This is a genomic window from Amedibacillus sp. YH-ame10, from assembly GCF_053848885.1.
Genome location: NZ_JBSPFA010000008.1, coordinates 46,666 through 68,378 on the forward strand (window position 1 = coordinate 46,666; position 21,713 = coordinate 68,378).

17 protein-coding genes are annotated in these 21,713 nt (G+C 35.2%); 15 read left to right on the forward strand and 2 right to left on the reverse strand.

The genetic code is table 11. From position 1 onward, the window contains the following. The first annotated feature begins 109 nt into the window (after positions 1-109). The 5 genes from ACWG42_RS04805 to ACWG42_RS04825 all read left to right on the forward strand — a co-directional run bounded on the left by ACWG42_RS04805 (position 110) and on the right by ACWG42_RS04825 (position 6,328). Positions 110-970: a patatin-like phospholipase family protein gene (locus tag ACWG42_RS04805; protein ID WP_455790469.1), complete on the forward strand. Its 861-nt coding sequence runs from the start codon at positions 110-112 to the stop codon at positions 968-970. 97 nt (positions 971-1,067) lie between these two features. Continuing rightward, entirely contained in the window at positions 1,068-1,745 is a 678-nt protein-coding gene (locus ACWG42_RS04810) for a vitamin B12 dependent-methionine synthase activation domain-containing protein (protein ID WP_455790470.1), read from the forward strand. Continuing rightward, positions 1,729-4,074 carry a homocysteine S-methyltransferase family protein gene (locus tag ACWG42_RS04815; protein WP_455790471.1) on the forward strand — a complete coding sequence of 782 codons (2,346 nt, stop codon included), beginning with the start codon at positions 1,729-1,731 and terminating at the stop codon, positions 4,072-4,074. The genes ACWG42_RS04810 and ACWG42_RS04815 overlap by 17 nt, the downstream gene beginning before the upstream one ends. Continuing rightward, entirely contained in the window at positions 4,071-5,834 is a 1,764-nt protein-coding gene (locus tag ACWG42_RS04820; RefSeq protein ID WP_455790473.1) for a bifunctional homocysteine S-methyltransferase/methylenetetrahydrofolate reductase, read from the forward strand. The genes ACWG42_RS04815 and ACWG42_RS04820 overlap by 4 nt, the downstream gene beginning before the upstream one ends. Before the next feature lie 11 nt (positions 5,835-5,845). Continuing rightward, positions 5,846-6,328, forward strand: coding sequence for a nucleoside-diphosphate kinase (locus tag ACWG42_RS04825; RefSeq protein ID WP_455790475.1), 483 nt, complete (start codon positions 5,846-5,848; stop codon positions 6,326-6,328). Between the two features lie 46 nt (positions 6,329-6,374). On the opposite strand, the gene ACWG42_RS04830 is transcribed toward ACWG42_RS04825, so the two are convergent. Further along, complete coding sequence (locus tag ACWG42_RS04830) at positions 6,375-7,253, reverse strand: class I SAM-dependent methyltransferase (protein ID WP_455790477.1); 879 nt, start codon at positions 7,251-7,253, stop codon at positions 6,375-6,377. 128 nt (positions 7,254-7,381) lie between these two features. Between ACWG42_RS04830 and ACWG42_RS04835 the strand changes: the two genes are divergently transcribed. After that, entirely contained in the window at positions 7,382-8,530 is a 1,149-nt protein-coding gene (locus tag ACWG42_RS04835; protein ID WP_455790478.1) for a DHHA1 domain-containing protein, read from the forward strand. A 143-nt stretch (positions 8,531-8,673) separates the two neighbouring features. Here the strand turns inward: ACWG42_RS04835 and ACWG42_RS04840 are convergent, their stop codons facing one another. After that, positions 8,674-9,489, reverse strand: a complete 816-nt coding sequence (locus ACWG42_RS04840) for a hypothetical protein (protein ID WP_455790480.1) — start codon at positions 9,487-9,489, stop codon at positions 8,674-8,676. Positions 9,490-10,264: 775 nt separating this feature from the next. Here ACWG42_RS04840 and ACWG42_RS04845 point away from each other — a divergent pair. The 9 genes from ACWG42_RS04845 (at position 10,265) to ACWG42_RS04885 (ending at position 21,455) form a co-directional block, all read left to right on the forward strand. After that, positions 10,265-12,511, forward strand: a complete 2,247-nt coding sequence (locus ACWG42_RS04845) for an ATP-dependent helicase (RefSeq protein WP_455790482.1) — start codon at positions 10,265-10,267, stop codon at positions 12,509-12,511. 9 nt (positions 12,512-12,520) lie between these two features. Then, on the forward strand, positions 12,521-14,512 hold the full coding sequence (gene ligA, locus ACWG42_RS04850; protein ID WP_455790484.1) for an NAD-dependent DNA ligase LigA: 1,992 nt from the start codon (positions 12,521-12,523) through the stop codon (positions 14,510-14,512). Beyond that, positions 14,502-15,611: a CamS family sex pheromone protein gene (locus ACWG42_RS04855; protein WP_455790486.1), complete on the forward strand. Its 1,110-nt coding sequence runs from the start codon at positions 14,502-14,504 to the stop codon at positions 15,609-15,611. Before ligA ends, ACWG42_RS04855 begins: the two co-directional genes overlap by 11 nt. Before the next feature lie 11 nt (positions 15,612-15,622). After that, entirely contained in the window at positions 15,623-15,916 is a 294-nt protein-coding gene (gatC, locus tag ACWG42_RS04860) for an Asp-tRNA(Asn)/Glu-tRNA(Gln) amidotransferase subunit GatC (protein ID WP_455790488.1), read from the forward strand. Position 15,917: 1 nt separating this feature from the next. Next, positions 15,918-17,336 carry an amidase gene (locus tag ACWG42_RS04865; RefSeq protein WP_455790490.1) on the forward strand — a complete coding sequence of 473 codons (1,419 nt, stop codon included), beginning with the start codon at positions 15,918-15,920 and terminating at the stop codon, positions 17,334-17,336. Then, the gene (gene gatB, locus ACWG42_RS04870; protein WP_455790491.1) at positions 17,333-18,757 is read left to right on the forward strand and encodes an Asp-tRNA(Asn)/Glu-tRNA(Gln) amidotransferase subunit GatB; all 1,425 of its coding nucleotides are present in this window, start codon (positions 17,333-17,335) and stop codon (positions 18,755-18,757) included. Before ACWG42_RS04865 ends, gatB begins: the two co-directional genes overlap by 4 nt. A 110-nt stretch (positions 18,758-18,867) precedes the next feature. Then, positions 18,868-19,452, forward strand: a complete 585-nt coding sequence (locus ACWG42_RS04875; RefSeq protein WP_455790493.1) for a hypothetical protein — start codon at positions 18,868-18,870, stop codon at positions 19,450-19,452. A gap of 26 nt (positions 19,453-19,478) precedes the next feature. Beyond that, positions 19,479-20,807, forward strand: a complete 1,329-nt coding sequence (gene rlmD, locus ACWG42_RS04880; RefSeq protein ID WP_455790494.1) for a 23S rRNA (uracil(1939)-C(5))-methyltransferase RlmD — start codon at positions 19,479-19,481, stop codon at positions 20,805-20,807. A 30-nt stretch (positions 20,808-20,837) separates the two neighbouring features. After that, positions 20,838-21,455, forward strand: a complete 618-nt coding sequence (locus ACWG42_RS04885; protein WP_455790496.1) for a transglutaminase-like domain-containing protein — start codon at positions 20,838-20,840, stop codon at positions 21,453-21,455. The last annotated feature ends 258 nt before the right edge of the window (positions 21,456-21,713 follow it).

The following is a 21,713-nucleotide window of genomic DNA, read 5'->3' on the forward strand; positions in this document are numbered from 1 at the left end:
AGGATTTTTGATGAAAAAAAGATGAAACGTAGAGATTTATGTTTCTTTTGATTATTCTTTACGATTGAAGTAAGAAATAGTATAATATTAACATTGAGGTGCTTAGATTATGAGTGATAAAATAGGATTAATATGTGAAGGTGGAGGGACTAAAGCTGCATATACTTGTGGTGTTCTTCAATGCTTTCTTGATGAAAATATAACATTTCCATATACGACTGGTATTAGTGCTGGTGCGGAGGTATTGTTACCATTTGTTTCTGGACAAAGAGAAAGACTTAGAATTACAGGGGTAGACTCTGCAAGTGATCCTAAGGCGATAGGATTATATCCATTGTTTACCGAACGTGGCGTGTTTGGAATTCATCATGTATGTAAATACATAGAAAAACATGCACCACTTGATTACAAGGCATTTATGGAGAATCCAACGCAACTAGATATTGGTGTTTATAACATGAAAACCAATGCTATTGAATATTTTCCAAAGGAAAGTTTTGACCCTGAAGAACAGCGTTTGATGCGTGCTTCATGTTCTTTGTTTTTATTAACAAGACCTGTGGAGTTTCAAGGGCAAAAATATATGGATGCCGGATTGATCGATATGATTCCAATCGAACAAAGCATACGCCAAGGTATGGAAAAGCATGTATTCATTTCTACAAAGGAAGAGAATTATGTGCGTAAACCTGCCGCAAGTTGGCAAATTAAATTAGCACGTTTGATGTATCCTGGAAATAAGGAAGTGCGAGATAATTTGCGTATTCGTCATTTGAATTATGAAAAACAATGGGGAATTATACAGAAACTTGAAAAAGAAGGTAAAGCTTTGGTGTTAAGACCAAGTGCAGATTATGGTGTAACACGCTATACACAAGATAAGGAATTATTACAACGATGGTTTGACTTGGGGTATGAAGATACAAAGAAACGTATTCCAATGATTAAAGAATTCATGAAGAGTGAATAGAAGAAAGAATACATGAAGGTTGTTCATGTAGGATATAGTAGAATAAAAATGGCTTTCTCCCGCTGGATGAAAGCCTTTCTGCCATAAGGAGGTCTTTATGGAACTTACATTAGAGAATTTGACAAATGAAGAGATACTTCATTTTATAGGAAATGCAAAAAGTAAGCCTGATGAACAAATGATGAAAGAAATCGAGGATATGAAACAAAAAGTGATTGCTTTATCGATGCCTCGTTTTATGTATCGTGAATTTGCATGGGAAAATCAACAACTGATAGGGGCAGAGGTTGTACTAAGTGGAGACGATATTAAGAGGCTTTTAAAAAAGAGTCATCATTGTCTTTTGTTGGCAGTCACATTAGGAATCAGCATTGAGAAAGAAATGCGAAGATTACAACTCGTAGACATGGGAAAAGCACTTATCTTTGATTGTTGTGCGAATGCTGCTATCGAACATGTTTGTGATCAGTTGCAACAGCAGTTAGAAATAGAATATAAGAAAAAAGGAAACTATCTAACAGATCGTTATTCTTGTGGATATGGAGATTTGCCTATCACTATTCAAAAGGATTTATTGAATGTTTTAGAGACATCAAAGAAAATAGGGTTATATGTGAACGAGAGTTCTGTTTTACATCCTATGAAAAGTGTGACAGCAATTATTGGGATTGCGGATGAACCACAACCTGCTATGTTAAGAGGATGTGGGTATTGTTCATTACGTGATCGATGTGAATTTCGTAAAGGAGGAACAACATGTGGAAGTGAAAACTAGAGAGATTATATTTTTAGATGGGGCAATGGGAACGATGTTGCAGGCACGAGGTTTGAAACCAGGAGAAATTCCTGAGATTTTTGGAATTCAACACCCTGAGATTATAAAAGAAATACACAAGACTTATATCGATGCAGGAAGTGAAATCATTTATACCAATACATTTGGGGCGAATATAAAAAAACTTTCGAAGACAGGATATAGTGTTCAAGAAGTTATTTCTGCGGCTGTTTTACAGGCAAAATCTGTAGCGCAAGAACATACGAAAGTAGCACTTGATATAGGACCAATAGGAGAGATGTTGGAACCTAATGGTTATCTAGCTTTTGAAGAAGCGTACGATATCTTTAAGGAACAAGTATTAGCTGGTCAAGAAGCGGGGGCAGATCTTGTTGTATTTGAAACAATGAGTGATTTATACGAAGTTAAGGCAGCCATTTTGGCGGCAAAAGAGAATACGAATTTGCCTATTTTTGTGACCATGAGTTTTGAAGCGGATCATCGTACATTTACTGGGTGTACGGTCGCGAGTTTTGCTTTACTTGCACAAAGATTAGGTGTAGATGCAATTGGAATCAATTGTTCATTAGGACCTGTTGAAATTTTACCAATAGCTCAAGAAATGGCGCAATATACAACGTTGCCTTTGATCATTAAGGCGAATGCAGGATTGCCTGATCCTAAGACGAATCTCTATGATATTGATGCGTCACAGTTTGCTTCTTTATTAGAAGGGTTTACAAACTTGCCGATACAATATGTTGGAGGATGTTGTGGAACAACACCTGAGTTTATCAAAGAGTTAAAGAAACACTTAAAGATATCAAAATTTGATATGGTTGAGAATACGAAATCGTATGCATGTACACCAACGAAATGTTTAGATATTCAACATGTTCAAGTCATTGGAGAAAGAATCAATCCAACTGGAAACAAGCGAATGAAACAGGCATTGCTGGAACATGATTTAGATACCGTGTTGTCCATTGCGATGGAACAAGTAAATGCAGGGGCAGATATTTTAGATGTTAACGTGGGATTGCCTGGTATTGATGAGCTGGCCATGATGGTTGCGGTAATTAAAGAACTTCAAACCATTGTAGATTTACCATTACAAATCGATTCTACAAATCCAGAAGTAATTGAAGCGGCACTTAGAGTTTATAATGGTGTACCAATTGTGAACTCCATCAATGGAGAAATGGAAGTTATGGAACGTATTCTTCCTTCTATCAAGAAGTATGGTGCGAATGTTGTTGGGTTAACAATGGATGAACAAGGAATACCTGAACAAGTCGATGGACGTTTTGAAGTTGGAAAACGTATTATCGAAGTTGCAAAATCATATGGCATTGAAAAGAACAGAGTATTTTTAGATTGTTTAACACTGACTGTATCTGCACAACAAGAAGGTGCACTACAAACACTTTCTACACTTGAGCGAATACGTGATGAACTTGGCGTACATACCGTGTTGGGGGTATCTAATATTTCTTTTGGATTGCCTAGACGTATGGTGTTAAACCAAAACTTTTTAACTATGGCAATGCAATCCGGATTGAATATGCCAATTATGAATCCTAATCAAGAAGCTATGATGGATGCGGTTCGTGCATATCGAGTATTATATGGAATCGATCAACATTCAGAAAAATATATTGCACATTATAGTGAAGCGAAAGAAACAACCCAAGTTGTACAAAGCGAGCATATGAGTATTCAAGAGGCAATCGGACGTGGATTAAAAGAAGAGACAAGGAAGATGACAATTGAACTCTTACAAAAGGAAACTGCATTACATATTGTTGATCATTACTTGATTCCTGCTTTGGATATTGTTGGAAAACGATATGAAAAGAAGGAGATTTATTTGCCTCAGTTAATCAATGCCGCAACCGCATCCCAGATGGCATTTGAAGAGATTAAGAAGTTCATGTCCGCAAAAGGGGAAAAGACGATATCCAAAGGAAAAATCATTTTGGCTACTGTAAAAGGGGATGTACATGATATTGGAAAGAATATCGTAAAAGTTGTTCTAGAGAATTATGGATATGATGTGATTGATTTAGGTAAAGATGTACCTATCGAAAAAGTGGTGGAAACGGCAATAAAAGAACAAGTCTATTTGATAGGTCTTAGCGCGTTGATGACAACTACCTTGCCTGCAATGAAGGATACTATAGAGGCACTTCATCAAGCGGGGCATGATTGTAAAATCATGGTAGGTGGTGCTGTTGTTAGTGAGGAATATGCACAGGAGATACATGCAGATTATTACGCAAAAGATGCGAAGGAAAGTGCAGACATTGCGAAGGAGGTGTTTGGATGATAAAAGATAAAGATGGATTCTTGTTTGATGGTGCATTTGGAACCTATTATGCGTCTTTATATGATGGAGATATCAACTGTGAACTCGCAAACATAAAGTATCCACAACGTGTTCTAGAGATTCATCAAGAATATATTCGTGCAGGTGCCCAAGCAATAAAAACAAATACGTTTAATGCGAATCCAGCCAAATTAGAATGCAGTATGGAAGAAATACAAAACATTATCATTGAAGGATATCGATTGGCAAAGGAAGCTGTAAAGGGACATGATTGTAAAGTGTTTGCGGATATAGGACCTTGTCTTGAACAGAAACAGTTTTCGATGTTTGAACAATTGAAAGTTATTGTAGATATCTTTTTGAAGGAAGGGGCAACCCATTTCCTATTTGAAACTTTTCCAAATGATAAAGGTTTAAAAGAAATTGCACAGTATATAAAGACACAATGTGAATACAGTAAGATTATTACATCCTTTGCGGTGAGTGCAGATGGATATACGCAACAAGGTTTATCAGGAAATAAATTGATAAAAAATATGGTGGAGTGCGAACATGTAGATGCTTATGGATACAACTGTGTATGTGGTCCTATGCATTTACGTAGACTGTTACAAACACTAGATCGTAGTAAGCCAATCTTAATTATGCCAAATGCAGGTTATCCTACCATTATGGCAAATCGTACTTATTTCAGAGATAGTAGTACATATTTTGCGAATGAAATGCAAGCGATTGTAGAAGATGGGGCGAGTATTATTGGGGGATGTTGTGGTACAACACCTGTGTATATTGAAAAGATTGCGCAACTGCTTAAGCATCATAGCGAAGCACGTAGTCAAGTTTCAAGTTCAAATGAACCAATGGTGAAAATGACACAAGAACTAAATCCCTTACATGAGAAGATGAAAAAAGGGAAACATATTATAGCGGTTGAATTTGATCCTCCTAATAATTGTGATATTGAAAAGTTTATGAATAACGCAGAATATTTGCGTGAACAAGGTATTGATGCGATTACCATTGCGGATTGTCCCATTGCACGTGCACGTGTTGATAGTTCCATGTTAGCCGCAAAATTACGAAGAGAAATGAATATGACAGTCATACCACATATGACATGCAGAGATCGTAATATTAATGCGACTAAGGCATTGTTGTATGGTTTAGGTATTGAGGGAATACATAATGTACTTGTAGTTACAGGAGATCCAGTTCCTAGTGCAGATCGTGCAGAGGTAAAGGGTGTATTTAGTTTTAATTCTCAAATATTAGCAAGTTATATTAAAGACTTAAATGATACCATCTTTCCTCATCCATTCTTGATTTATGGCGCACTAAATGTAAATGCCACAAATTTTGCACAAGAGCTTGCGAAGGCAAAGCGTAAAGAAGAACATGGAGTAGATGTATTTATGACCCAACCCGTGCTATCAAAAAGAGCGCTAGAAAATATAAAGGTAGCCAAACAAGAGTTGAAAGGGAAAATCTTAGGGGGGATCATTCCAGTTGTATCCCATCGAAATGCAGTCTATATGAACAATGAGATTTCTGGAATTGATGTAGATGAAAGCTATATTGCAATGTATGAGGGAAAGACAAGAGAAGAAGCAAGTGAACTTGCGGTATCCCTGTCTTGCGATATGGTGGATCAGCTTATGGGGATTGTGGATGGATATTATTTAATTACGCCATTCAATCGTGTGGAAATCATTTCACAAATCGTCGAGCATATTCAAAAAAGTGATGAACTTGTCAGATAAGGAGAAATATTATGACACAGAAAACATTTATGATGTTAAAACCAGATGCTTTTGCTTCTAATAATGCACAATCCGTACTCAATGATTTAGAAAAAGCAGGCTTACATATTGTAAGGGGACAAAAACTAGAAGTTAATATGGAAATTATGAAGACTTTGATGGAACACTATTCTGGTGTGATCGATTCTATGGGTAAGGGATTTAATTTCCCAGGAAAATTGTTTAATTCATTTTATTATGAGGGTCCACATCATATTATGCCAATGGAAATTGCATATGATGGAAGCGAGGATATCATCGAATATAGTAGAGCGCTTGTGGGAAAAACAAATCCACAAGATGCTGCAGAGGGAACGATTCGCCATTTATATAGTGATGATAACTATGATAAGGCAACTGCAGGAGTACGCTTGGTAAACAATGTTATACATGCCTCTGATTCCCATGAGAGTGCACAAAGAGAATTAGAAATTTGGGAAGCTTATTTGAAATAAGGATGTATATGAAAAGAACTAGCGATTTTGCTAGTTCTTTCTTATCTTATTTGTTGGATACCCATTTACCATAAATTCCACAAGGTAAAACCGTGTTTGATTTTGTAATAGGAAGTCCAATTTCACCTGCAACGATATCTCCATTTGGAAATTTCTTTTGGATTGTCGCATGTAACAAGTTTTGTAAAGCAGTTGGAGGGAAGCCTGTTGTATAAGAATTTACTAGGAAGAATAGGGGATCATCATCCAAAATATCGATACAAGCAGATATAAGTGGATATAGTTGTTCTTCAATCTTCCAAATTTCTCCATTAGGTCCTCTTCCATAACTTGGTGGATCCATAATGATTGCGTGATATGTACGTCCACGTCTTTTTTCTCTTGCGACAAACTTTAATACATCATCTACAATAAAACGTATTTTTTTATCTTCTAGATGGGAGAGTTCCATGTTTTCTTTTGCCCAAGAAACCATACCCTTACTAGCATCTACGTGTACAACTTCACTTGCCCCTGCATATGCACAAGCCATAGTTGCACCACCTGTATAGGCAAATAAATTCAATACACGAATTTCTCGATTGGCATGTTCAATCTTATCCATCATGAAATCCCAGTTCGCAGCTTGTTCAGGAAATAAACCAGTATGCTTAAATCCAGTAGGAGATACTTTGAAGCGAAGCTCTTTGTAAGAGATAGTCCAGCTTTCTTTAAATTTCTTTTTATATTCCCATTGACCACCACCACTTTTGGAACGATGGTAATGTGCATGTGGGTTTTTCCAATCATTGTCAACCTCATCAATTGGCCAAATAACCGCTGGATCAGGTCGTCTTAAAATGATATCCTTCCATCTTTCTAACTTTTCACCATTGCCTCCGTCAAGGCATTCATAATCTTTCCAATTGCTCGCTACTTGATTCATACTATTCACTCCTGTCATTGGATACTATTATAACATGATTTCACATAGTATATAAATGAGTTTGATGATAAAAAAGGAAGAAACTATGGTAAAATAGAAGAAAATATACTGTAGAGGAGGATACAGACATGACAAATAAATTGTATGATAATTGTTTCACTACGGAACTTAGTACAAAGGTTGTAAAAGTAGAAGAAGAAAACGGTTGTTATTGGCATGCGTGCAAGGACACTATCTTTTATAAAGAAGGCGGTGGAATGGCGAGTGACATTGGCATGATCAATGAACACATGGTACTTGATTTAAAGTATAAAGATGGGTATTTGTGGCACTTGTTGGATGTGGAATTAGAAGGCAATGTATTTATGAGTGTCAATCTTCATGAGCGTTTCCGTAAATGCCAAGTGCATACAGCACAGCATTTAATCAGTGCGGTTTTGGGGAATGTGTATAAGGTAAACACATTAGCTCATCATACTGGCGATGATGAAAATGATATTGAATTTGATTTTGAAGAATTTACAGATAAAATGGCATTTGAATTACAGGTATTATGTAATGGATTGATTCGTGATGATTTAGAAGTTACTGTACAGTATCCAACCCCAAGTGAAGCAAAAAGACTGGCGATAAAAGGGGATGTAAATCGTGATGATGTAAGAGTTGTGCGTATTGGGGCATTGGATTATAATCTTTGCGGATGTCTTCATGTACCTTCTCTTCGTTACTTACAGATGTTGTATATTTCTGGGTTTGAGAAAACTACGAATGGATATAAGGTAAAATACTTAGTTGGGGATCAATTTTTGGATTGTGTAAGTCGCCGTTATCAAGTATTAGATGAAGTGAGTCGTACATTAGCAGTTCCTCATTTATACGTTGGTACGGGAGTAAATCGCATCATCAATGAGAATAAACAGCTGAATAGAGATGTGGTTGTATGGAAACAAAAATATTATGAAATGTTTGGTCGTGAACTAGCAGAGAGTGATGAAGAAGTTATCGTACAAGGTTTTGATGATATCGATGTCAAATCTTTAGCAGCAATGGCACAATTTATTACTAATAATTATAAAAAAGCAGTTATTTTTGTTGCGAAGGTATATGATAATGTTCATGTCGTGGTTGCGAGCAATAAAGAATTGGCTTTTGACTCAGAAAAGACATTCAAAGAAATTTCAGAGAAGTATCGTCTAAGAGGTGGAGGAAACAAACAACTTTCACAAGGTGGCGGTATATATAATGAAGAAATTCTTACATTTGTCAAAACGTATTGATTTTATAAAGTTTAATATTTTTGTTTTATAAATAATCAAATATTTGGTAATGCAAATAAGCAGAATAAAGAAAAGCCCCTTCATTAGGGACTTTTCTTTATTCAAAATTCAGGTGGTTCATATATTTTGATAAAGTTATAATATTAGTGTACATCTAAATGAAATGTTCTTGTGACTTTTTCTGAATTAATATACATTTCAACGATAACTTTTGCTTTTGTGGTTGGCGTTTTGAATCCATATGCTTCATCACCAGTTGATTTAGCACCTTTAGGGCATCTTTGCGCATATTCACCAGATACAGGATATGTACTTGCGGTAGATCCATCATCTCCAATAACAGTCATTGAAACACTGCTTAGATATAAAGAATCTTCAGAATTGATATTTTCAATTGTATAGTTTAGCATCACGACTTGTTGAGCGCCACTATCATCAAAACGGTTTCTTTCATCTGTTGCAGTTGCAGAATTGAATGTAATTGCAGCGATTTCTTCCCCATTACTTTCAATAGAAGCTCGTTCTCCTGCTTTATATTCTTTATTCTCTGCTTCTTCCTTTTCTTTATCAGCTTTGGTTTTATAGCTCTTGAATTCTGATTTGATTGAAGATATTAATTCCTCTTCCTTAACATCTGCATCTTTTAAAATTTTTGTATATTCTTCTTTAAGTTTTGTTTCATCACCATCACCATCAATCATTTTTTTATTTTCTATTGAGTAAGCATTATCATCCGTGTGATAGACAACTCCAAAAAGCTCCATATACATAAAATCTTTATCTCCATCACTGAATAAGCACCCATAGTCCCCATCCGAAGTTACGCACGTGAATTTGAAACCAGCGTTGCTTAAATTTTTCTTAACACCTTCAGTGTCCAAAGGCTCCCTTGATGCTCCACAACCAGTTAATCCAAAAACCATAGTTGCACAAAAAAATGCTGTTAATAATTTTTTCATTTCATTACCCTCCTGTAAATGATATATGTAAACATCTATAGATGTGTTTACTAAATTCCCCAATACGAATATATACATATGGGCGGGATGTAGCACTAGTATTCAAAACCTATATTTAATGGTTTTCTATGTCTTATTTGCTTTAATCGAAAATTTTTTGCAAGATAATAGTAGACTCATAATTATTGCAACGCTTACTAAGAATATGTAAGATTTTTAAATAAGAGTGATGAACATACCATTATTGTATCTAATGGTATTTTATCATAATCTTTTTAAAAACGGTACGATTTAATTGAATTTTAATTTGAAATTGTCTTAAAAGTTATCTGATTAAAAACGATTTGATAACTTTGGTATTATTTTCCTATACAAAATACTGCTGAATTAAACTGTTTACTATATTTACTATAATAAAATAGAGGAAGAAAATTTTATTATAGTTTTAAATGGGGACTAATTAACTCCTAGAATGTATATACTTCACAAAATTTTATAGATTTTTATTAATATTCATATTTAAGGATAAATGGAATAATGTATAAATTATAGATTTACATATGAAGTAAATTTAATGATAGTTTTAGAATAATTCATACGAAGATTTAAACAATGTAAATAAGAATTTTTATATTTGAAATGATTTTATTGCGAAAAAATAATATCTTAATGTTTTCGTTGTCATAAAGAGTAAATAGGTTTTTATAGCTTAACAATGCCATTAAATAATAGCGTGTTAATGGTGTTTATGTTACAATAACGTAGAGGTGATTTTGTGTCGTTTTTAGATAAATTAAATAAGCATCAATTAGAGGCAGTTACATGTACAAATCAGCATTTGCGCATCATCGCAGGAGCAGGTAGTGGTAAGACAAGAGTAGTAACGACCAGAATCGCATACCTGATTGAAGAATGTCATATTTACCCGAATAAAGTTCTGGCAATCACCTTTACAAATAAGGCTGCCAAAGAAATGAAGGAACGTGTAGAAGCATTCCTTGGGGATATTGCACATGCGGTCAATATATCGACGATTCACTCTTTTTGTGTACGTCTTCTTCGTGAAGATATTTTAACATTAGGCTATCCCCGCAACTTTACAATTCTTGATTCAGATGATCAAAAAAGTATTTTAAAAGATGCGTATAAACAACTACATATAGAAGTTAAGTCATATAGTTATAATAGTATGTTAGGTTATATTAGTGCGAATAAAACTAATTTTATAGACGCAACGATGGCGAAAGCAAGCGCAGGACATTGGGAGGGAGAGAAGATTAAGGCCGATGTATATGCGTTCTATGAGAAGCGTCTCAAAGAAATGTATGCACTAGACTTTGATGATCTTTTGATTTTTGCGTATCGTATTTTAAATGGAAATGAAGAAGTACGCGCAAAATGGCAACGTCGTTTTTCCTATCTGCATGTAGATGAGTTTCAGGATGTGGATGCTTTACAATACAATATTATCAAGTTGTTGGTAAAAGAAGACAGCTATTTATGTGTTGTAGGAGATCCCGATCAAACCATCTATACATGGCGTGGTGCCCAAGTAGACATCATTATGAATTTTGAAAAAGACTTTCCAAATAGTAGGACAGTTGTTTTAAATGAAAACTATCGTTCTACACAACCAATCTTGAACGCTGCGAACGCATTGATTAAGAATAATAAAAATCGTATTGATAAAGATTTATTTACACAAATTGAAAGTGACGATAAAATTATACATTTTACTGCGATGGATGACTATAATGAACCAGTATGGGTAGCTAGTAAGATTCTTACGATGAACCATAATGGTGTGAACTATCATGATATGGCAATTTTATATCGTTCCAATTACCTTTCAAGAGCACTAGAAAAAGCACTCTTGGATTTCCATATTCCATATCGTATTTATGGAGGCATTCGTTTCTATGATCGAGCGGAAATAAAGGATGCTTTGAGTTACCTAAGGTTATTAGCACCTAAAACGGAAGACGATGAAAAAGAATTATATAAAAATTTAGCAGTAAAACGGGTTATCAATTCACCAAAGCGAGGCATTGGCGCAAAATCAATTGAAACCATTGAAGAAGAAGCATTGCGACAAGATACAAATATGTATGAAATCTTAAAGAGTGCAGATATTGGAAAAGGGAAAGCAAAACAAAGCATTCTAGAATTTGTACGAGTAATTGAAGAATGTCGTGCTATAAATGAAGCGATAAGCATTGATCAATTATTGACAAAGGTATTAGAAGACAGCGGATATTTAGAGATGCTTCGTGAAGATAAAGAAATCGAACGTTTAGAAAATATAAAGGAACTTATATCAGATATTTCCAACTATGTGGAAACAAATCCAGAAGGTACATTGAATGACTATCTTCAGGAGATATCCTTATATACAGACAAAGAAGATTTAAGTGATGGACAATTCGTACAATTGATGACCATTCATGCCGCAAAGGGATTAGAGTTTGATAATGTATTTGTATACAGCTTATGCGAAGGAATTTTTCCAAATGAAAAGTCCATTGCGGAAGGTGGACATGAAGCATTAGAAGAAGAGCGAAGACTTGCATATGTTGCTTTTACACGTGCGAAAAAACAATTATACTTGTCGGATTCTTATGGGTATAGTTATGTACTTGATAAGTTAAAAACAACATCACGCTTTATCAAGGAAATACCAGAAGATTGTATGTTGGATGTAGGCGCAAAACCAAAGAATACTTTTTCATCCGATGTGGATACCTTTAGTGGAAGTGATTTTATATCACAAAGTACAACTTTCCAAAGAGATACTACGCAAAAATTCCACACGCAAAAGCCACAAGTTTCAAAAGAAGATACACAAGAGGATATACCTGTTAAGAAAAAGGGTAAAATACGTAAAGGGGATTTAGTTACACACGAGATATTCGGTGATGGTGTAGTTATTAAACTGGAAGATGATTTAGCAGTCATTGCTTTTGATAAAAAATATGGAATACGAAAAATTGTTACCAGTCATCCTTCCCTAACAAAAAAATAGGAGGTCTCTATGAGTCAACAAAGAATTTTAGAATTACGCAGAATATTAGATCGTTTTGCCTATGAATATTACGTATTAGATAAACCAAGTGTAAATGATCAAGAATATGATCGTTATTATCAAGAATTGGTTCAACTAGAAGAAGAATTTCCACAATATCAAGACCCTAACAGTATTACACAACGAGTAGGTGGAGTAGTCCTTGATGGTTTTGTTAAGGTACCACATAAGAGTCAAATGTTATCGTTAGGAAATGCGTTTAACTTCGAAGATTTAAAGGCGTTTGATGAACGTGTACGTGCAGTTGTGCCACATGTGGAATATGTTGTGGAATTAAAGATGGATGGATTAGCAATTTCTTTACACTACCATGATGGGCGTTTCGTACAAGCATTAACGCGAGGGGATGGAGTGATTGGAGAAGATGTAAGTTCCAATGTACGTACAATTCCTTCTATTCCAATGCATATTGATATCATGGGAGATGTTGAAGTTCGTGGTGAAGTGTATATGCCTAAGAGTAGCTTTGAGGCATTAAATATAGAACGAGAAAAAAAGGGTGAAGAACTCTTTGCGAACCCAAGAAATGCCGCTGCAGGAAGTATTCGACAGTTGGATAGTTCCATTGCCGCAAGTCGAAAATTAGACGCCTATCTTTATTACTTTGAAGATGCGTTAAGCTTTGGTATTCAAAGTCATGAAGAAGCACTTAAAACCATGGAAAAGATGCACATCAAAGTAAATCCACTACGTAAAGTAACTTCTACCATTGAAGAAGTATGGGAGTTTATTCAAGAAATGAGTGAACAACGAAATACACTACCTTATGAAATTGATGGAATGGTTATTAAAGTAAATGATATTTCTTCATGGAGTACCTTAGGTACAACAGTGAAAGTTCCACGTTATGCCATCGCCTATAAATTTCCTGCAGAAGAAGTGATTACAAAATTATTAGATATTGTAGTTACCGTAGGAAGAACAGGTAGAATTACACCCAATGCAGTGTTGGAACCTGTTCGAGTGGCTGGTACAACCGTAAGTGCAGCGCAGTTACATAATGAAGATATGATTAAAGAAAAAGATATACGTATTCATGATGATGTAGTTGTACGTAAAGCCGGAGATATCATTCCCGAAGTTGTGCGTCCACTCATTGAAAGACGAGATGGCACACAAGGTGTCTATCATTTTCCAACCCATTGTCCAATTTGTGACAGTGCGTTGGTGCGTTTTCCAGAAGAATCTGCCCATTATTGTATTAATCAAGATTGTCCCGCAAGAGTTGTGGAGAGTATGATTCATTTCGCATCTAGAGACGCCATGAATATAGATACCTTGGGTGATAAGAAAATAGAATTTTTTCATAAACAAGGTTTGTTAAATACAATCGAAGATATATATCATTTAAAGGACCATAAAGAAGATATTTTACAAATGGAAGGATTCCAAGAAAAATCCTATCAGAAAATGGTAGATGCGATAGAACTAAGCAAAAATAATCCTCTTGAAGATATGATTTATGGTTTAGGAATTCGACAAGTTGGAAAGAAAGCTGCGAAGATTCTAGCAAAGCGCTTCTTACACATTGATGCATTGATGAGTGCCTCTATAGAAGAACTTAAAATTATCAAAGATATTGGTGAAATAACCGCACAAAGCATTGTTGCTTTCTTTGCTCAACCCCAAAACATAGAGCTCATTCAACACTTAAAAGAATATGGTTTACGTATGGATAGTGAAAAAGAAGAAGTGCGTGAAAGTATTTTTACAAATAAAACTGTGGTATTAACAGGAACTTTGACACAATTAACGAGAAATGATGCCAAAGATATGTTAGAATCATTAGGAGCGAATGTGAGTGGCTCTGTTTCAAAGAAGACAGATATTGTTATATATGGAGAATCTGCGGGCAGTAAGCTTACGAAGGCAAGAGAATTGAATATTTTAACGATGGATGAGGAAACCTTTATGAAAGAGGTGAAAGGTAATGAAGAATAAAGTAAAAACCTTAGGTTGTTTACTGATGTGCGCTTCCCTATTCGTAATAGGGGGCTGTAAAGATGACACAGAGAGTAAAAAAGGAGAAACATTAAAAGCGGTAAATGAGAATGATTATGCCTCTTATATGCCATATCAACCAAGTGATGCAGCACAAAAGCACGCAAGTGTATCCACCGATTTAACACAAACATTTAATATTGGAAATCAATTGATGGAACTTAGCAAGGAACACTTCTCACCAGATACGTATACATTTCGTGAAAGTGAATACTTAGATTATGATACTTTGGATGCATATTCTGGAGGATCGGGGTTATTAGGAAGATTCAACAAAGAAGATAATCCATATGGTATGAATCCAGTGGTGGGGACTTCTTTCCCTGTAGAAGATGGTGGAGAAATAGAAATTGATAGTACTGATGTATTGTTATTGGATATATATGAATTTGATTGGTATAAAGGAGATGAAATTAAAGGCATATCTTTAGCATTCGTATTGAATGATAAAATTGGAGATGCGATTAATCCCTCTACTGTGAAAAAAGAAAAACTTCAAATTTATGCAGAAGAAACTGCACGAAAAACTGTAGAATATTTGCGTAAGAAAGTTCCTGCAGTTGGACAAAATCTACCAATTTATGTAGTATTATACAATACCTCTTCTACTGATGAGACATTGCCTGGCTCTTTCTTTAGCGATGTATATTATAAATCAAAGGTAGATGGAACTTTCCAATCTATCAATGAACAATGGGTATTATTTCCAACAGAGGCTGCAACTACTTTAGATGGAACAACGGCAACAAGCTTTTCACGCTTTAAAGCTGCATTTAAAGATAAGATGCCATATGATGTAGCCATTGTAGGAAAAGGGCATTATTTGAATAATGCGATCGATAAATTAGAAATCACTGTTACCTTGCATGCACGAAGCAGTGGAGAAGTGAAATCCGCAATACAGATGATCAATGATAAGTTGTCCTTATTTGCGACAAACTTTGAAATCACAGTGGATATAAGTAGTGATACTACTCATGCGGCAGTTATCAAAAGAGAAAAAGGTTCAAGTAGCACAACTGTAATTACATTAGTATAAGGAGGCAACGAATGGAAAACTTTAGTACAGAGTATTTTAAAAAACTGGCAAATGGTATCATGTTTGATATCAATGATCAAGAAGCAGAAGAATTAAAAGAAGAGTTCAAAGAATTGTTAGATCAAATTGATGTGTTGAATGAAATTCCAACAGATGGGGTAGAGGAAATGGTATATCCTTTTGAATTAGAAACATCATTTTTACGCAGTGATGAAGTGGATCGCGTAATTTCACAAGAAGATGCATTGGCAAATGTGAAGAGCGTAAAAGCAGGACATGTACATGTACCTAAGGTGGTGAAGTAAGATGGATATTAAAACAGCAAATAAATTGAATGTGAATGAGCGTATCGCAAAAAGTATCGAACACATGAAGGCATCTCAACCAAACCTGAATGCAGTTGTGAACTTTATCGATACACAAGAACAAATAAAAGAATTAGACTCTATAGATAAGGATGCTTTATTGTATGGAGTACCTGTGGTATTAAAAGATAACATCAATACAGCAGGAATACCAACCACTGCATCATCACGTATATTAAACAATTACGTGCCTATTTATAATGCACATATCGTAGATAAATTAAAGGCTGCTGGAGCAATCTTTGTGGCGAAAGCAAGTATGGATGAATTAGGTATGGGTGGTACTAATAAGAATGCTTATACTGGAAAAGTAAACAATCCCTGGGATACGACTCGTATTTCAGGAGGTTCTAGTGGAGGTAGTGCAGTACTAGTCGCAAGTGGAGCTACACCGTTAGCTATTGGAACTGACACTGGAGATAGTATTCGTAAACCTGCTGCATATAATGGAATCATTGGGATGAAACCTACGTATGGTAGAATTTCTCGTTATGGTATCATTCCTTATGCATCTAGCCTTGATCATGTAGGGTATTTTACTACATCTATGAAAGATGCGGCAGTTGCTTTAGAAGTACTTGCAGGACGTGATGATCGTGATATGACAAGCTCTTATAAAGAAGTGGAAAACTATAGTGCAAATATCAACGCAGATATCAAGGGAAAAAAGATTGCGATTCTAGATAATGTACAAGCTGGAGTACGTAAAGAAATTCAAGAAAATTTTGATGATTTGATGGATAAACTAAAAGCACGTGGAGCTATCGTAGAACGTGTGAATATGGACGATAAACTGATGAGAGCACTATTGCCAACGTATTTCATTATTTCAAATGCAGAGGCAACAGCGAATCATTCTAATTTAGATGGTATTCGTTTTGGAATGCGTGAAGATGGTGAAAGCGTAGAAGATGTGATGATTCATTCTCGTACCAACGGGTTTTCATCTTATGTTCGTAAACGCTTTGTCATTGGAAGTTATTCCTTATTCGCAGAAAATCAGGATAAAATATTCCGTAAAGCACAAAAAGTTAGACGCTTAATTGTAGAAGAGGTAAACAAAGTATTAAACTCTTACGACGTTATCATTGCGAGTGCTAGTGGAGATATTGCGCCACTGAGTGAAGCGAGCAAAGATGCATCCTTAGATTCAAATGCTTTAGTTACAGAAAATCATATGGTTCTTGGTAACTTTAGTGGATACCCAAGTATCACTATACCAACTGGATTTGTAGAAGGTATGCCAATTGGTATTAATATGACTTCAAAAGCATTCGATGAACAAACATTGTTCAATATTGGTAGTGCAATTGAAGAAGAAACAGGACTAGTAGGAAACGATGTGGAGGTAGACGAATGAAATACGAAACAGTCATTGGGATTGAAATCCACTGTGAATTAAAGACAAAGACAAAAATGTTCTCTTCCGCTCCAACATCTTTCGGAGAAGTTGCGAACACTTGTGTAAATGAAATCGATTTAGGACACCCAGGTACATTACCTTGTGTAAATAAAGAAGCGTTACGTTTGGCTATTTTAGCCGCAACAGCCTTGCATTGTGAAATTGATCCACTTGTAAAATTTGATCGTAAAAACTATTACTATTCAGATTTACCAAAAGGATTCCAGATTACACAACAATTTCATCCTATTGGATCAGGTGGAAGCATCACCATAGAAACAGAACAAGGAAAAAAAGAAATTCGAATCAATCGTATGCACATGGAAGAAGATACTGCAAAACAGTTTCACTCTGATGCAGGAACTCTTATCGACTTTAATCGTGCAGGGACACCTCTTATAGAAATTGTAAGTGAACCAGATATTAGAAGTGGCGCAGAAGCTGCGGCTTACGTAGAAAAATTAAGAACAATGTTATATTATCTAGGCGTAAGTGATGTAAAAATGGAAGAAGGAAGTATGCGTTGTGATGTCAATGTATCCATACGACCAGTTGGTAGTGATGTATTTGGTACAAAAACAGAAGTGAAAAACTTGAACTCTATCTCCAATGTTCAAAAAGCAATTGATGCAGAAGTAGAGCGTCAAACTGCAGTATTAGAAAATGGAGAAAAAGTAATACAATCAACGCGTCGTTATGATGAAACACAAAAGACGACTATCCTAATGCGTAAAAAAGAAGGCGATGTTGACTACAAGTTCTTTCCAGAACCAAACATTCCTCCGATTCGTATAGCAGATGATTGGATCAAAGAAATACAATCCACGATGTTGGAATTACCGGATGAGCGTAAAGCACGTTATCAAGAATCTTTCGGTCTAAATGATTACGATGCAGATGTATTGGTTGCCAATCGTGAACTTTCTGATTTCTTTGATGAAGTTGTGAAATTCACAGACAACTATAAGAAAGCAGCAAACTGGGTTATCGTTGAAGTTGTTGCTGCCTTAAACAAAGATAATATCAAAATCGTGGATAATCCTTGTAAAGCCCAACATCTAGCAGATATGATTAATATGGTAGATAAAGGGGAAATATCAGGTAAACAAGCGAAAGAAGTATTTGAAGAAATCATGAAGGGGAAAGACCCAAAAACAGTAGTAGAAGAAAAAGGCATGAAGCAAATGAGTGATTCTTCTCAGTTATTGGACATTATTACGAGTGTGCTCGATAGTAATCCTCAATCCATTGAAGACTTTAAAAACGGAAAAGATCGTGCCGTTGGTTTCTTGGTAGGTCAGGTTATGAAAGCATCTAAGGGACAAGCAAATCCTGCGATGACGAATAAAATGATTCAAGAAGAGTTGAAAAAGCGTTAAGTTCACAAAATCGTAAGATGAAGAAACTTTATTTTTCCATGTTTTGTGTTATACTAAATAATGTGTTATACTAATTTCATACGTAATAAATAAGTGTTAGGAGTGCAATTATGAGTAAATTGAAAAACCTTAGTAAGAGCAGTAAAATATTATATACTGTAGCGGGAATTGTAATTCTAATCCCACTTGTTTTACTGATTTATATTTATTTTGGCGCAAAAGATAATGCTGGAAAACCAACCGTTGGAGATCGCTTTGAAGATTCATTGAATCCTGCGATTACCGAGAAACAATTAAGTGAGTTAAGGACAGCTTTAAAAATTGATGGTACTGAGAAAATAGAAATCAATTTAATCAGCGCAACATTACGCGTGAATATTGATACAGCAGATGATGCGAGTGCAGATACAATTACAAGCATTATGAATCAAGCATACGATAGTGTGAATAGTATTCTACCAATCGATACGTATTTCACAAACAATAAAAAATCAACAAAGATGTATGATGTGGAAATTAATGTATATAACTATATCCCTGATGAAACAAAATCCGCGGATGGTCAAATATTTATGATTAAGACAAAGACTGCAGCAGCATCAGAGCCAAATGTTTCCGTTCCAACAACTGCAAAGAATGAGGAAGTTGCGAAGAAACTGTTGGAAGAACAAGCAAACGCAGAAAAAGGGCAATAAGCCCTTTTTTATTCAGAGGTGAGAATATGAAAAAGAATGATAAAGTAATTGCGGAATGTAGTGGATATACACATGATGGAAATGGTGTTGTCAAAGTAGATGGATTTCCTTTGTTTGTAAAAGGTATGTGCAAAGGGGAAACAGGAGAAATCATTGTCACTATGGCGAAGAAGACATATGGTTTTGGTAAACTTTGGCGCATCCTTAAGAAAAGTGAAGAGCGTGTAACACCATTATGCCCTATTGCGAAACAATGTGGTGGATGCCAACTTCAACATATGTCCTATAAAGAACAATTGCAATATAAAAAACAAAAGGTACAAGATGTCATCACACGTATTGCGAAAGTAGATACAGCTGTAAACGACGTACTAGGAATGAAACATTACAGCAATTACCGTAACAAAGGCCAAGTTCCAGTTGGGTGTGTTGACAACAAGGTACTTACTGGGTTTTATCGTATTAATAGTAATACGATCGTAGATACAGACACTTGTATGATTCAAAGTGAACGCATCAATGAAGTATTAAAAGAAATGCGTACACTCTTAAGTAAATATCAAAATGCAAAATACTTCCGTCATCTTTTAATTAAGGATGGGTTTGCGACAGGTGAAGTTATGGTTGTATGGATTGTACGTGCAAAGGATTTCCCACATCAAAAAGAAATGTGCAAAGACCTATGTGATGCACTCCCTTACATTAAGAGTGTAGTACTCAATTTAAACACACGAGAAGATAATGTAATCCTAGGGGAGAGAGAAACCCTTCTATTTGGAGAACCAACGATTACTGATAAAATACATGATCTAAAATTTCATATCTCTTCCAAATCCTTTTACCAAGTGAATCCAAAACAAACAGAAGTTCTCTATGGTAAGGCTTTAGAATTTTGTGATTTAAAGGGAAATGAAACAATCATAGACTTATATTGTGGAGTTGGAACTATCTCTATGTTCCTTGCGCAAAAAGCTAAAAAAGTAATCGGTGTTGAGATTGTAGAAGCTGCGATTCGTGATGCGAAAAAGAATGCGGATTTAAACAATCTGAAAAACATTGATTTTGTATGTAATGATGCATCAACGTATGCGGACATATTACAGAAACAAGGCTTACAACCTGATGTAGTGGTAGTAGATCCGCCAAGAAAAGGTTGTGATGAAGCAACACTTAGTAGCATTGTGAAAATGAATCCAGCAAAGATTATCTATGTATCCTGTGATCCTGCAACTTTAGCAAGGGATTTAAAATATTTACATGCACAGAATTATTTTATCGATATCATTCAACCTGTCGATATGTTCCCATTCAGTTTTCATGTGGAGAGCATCGTGAAATTAGTAAGGCAAAAATAGGTAAACAAATTAGAATTTGGTGGAGAAAAAATGGATATAATTTTATACTCGAATAAAATGGACGAATATCTAAAGAATGATAGTATAATTGATTATGATAACAAAGTCATTATAGAATTGGCTGATACGTTATTCGAAAAGGCAGATAATGAGCTTGATTTTATTAGGAAAGCCTATGAATTTGTTAGAGATAATATTTCACATTCGGCAGATATAAATGCAGATATAATTACTTGTACAGCTTCGGAAGTGCTAAAAGCAGGTCATGGGATTTGTTTTGCTAAATCTCACTTGCTTACTGCGTTATTACGCTATAAATCTATTGCAACAGGTTTTTGTTATCAAAAGTTAATTTTAGATGATGAAGCAGCTCCTGTACTAATCTATCATGGACTAAATGGCGTATACATTAAAGATTATAAAAAATGGATAAGGCTTGACGCAAGAGGAAATAAGCCTGGTGTGAATGCACAATTTTCAATAGAAACCGAACAGCTTGCATTTCCCATACGTTCAGAAATGGGAGAAGTTGACTGCTTCGTAGTATATCCTAATCCTGACATAGAGGTATTGGAAAAATTGAGAAAAAGCAAGACGAGGGCAGAACTTTGGGAAAATCTTCCCACTGTACTTGAATATAACAAATAGTATTAAATTCCAGTTTGTTTAATAAAGAATAAGTTTAAAATGGAATAGGAGTTCTTCAATATTTTTTGATTGCAGCTAGAATGCATAATCAAAAAAGACGCATTTCTTCATTGGGATAAGTCCAATGATATAATGTCTAAAAGTAACATACAGTTTATGTGGAAAATGTTATACGCTTATCTAGAGCTTAAGCCCGTAATTATGCGGGTTTTTTAATACATATTAAGTTAGGATATCTATAATTACGCCCCTTAATCA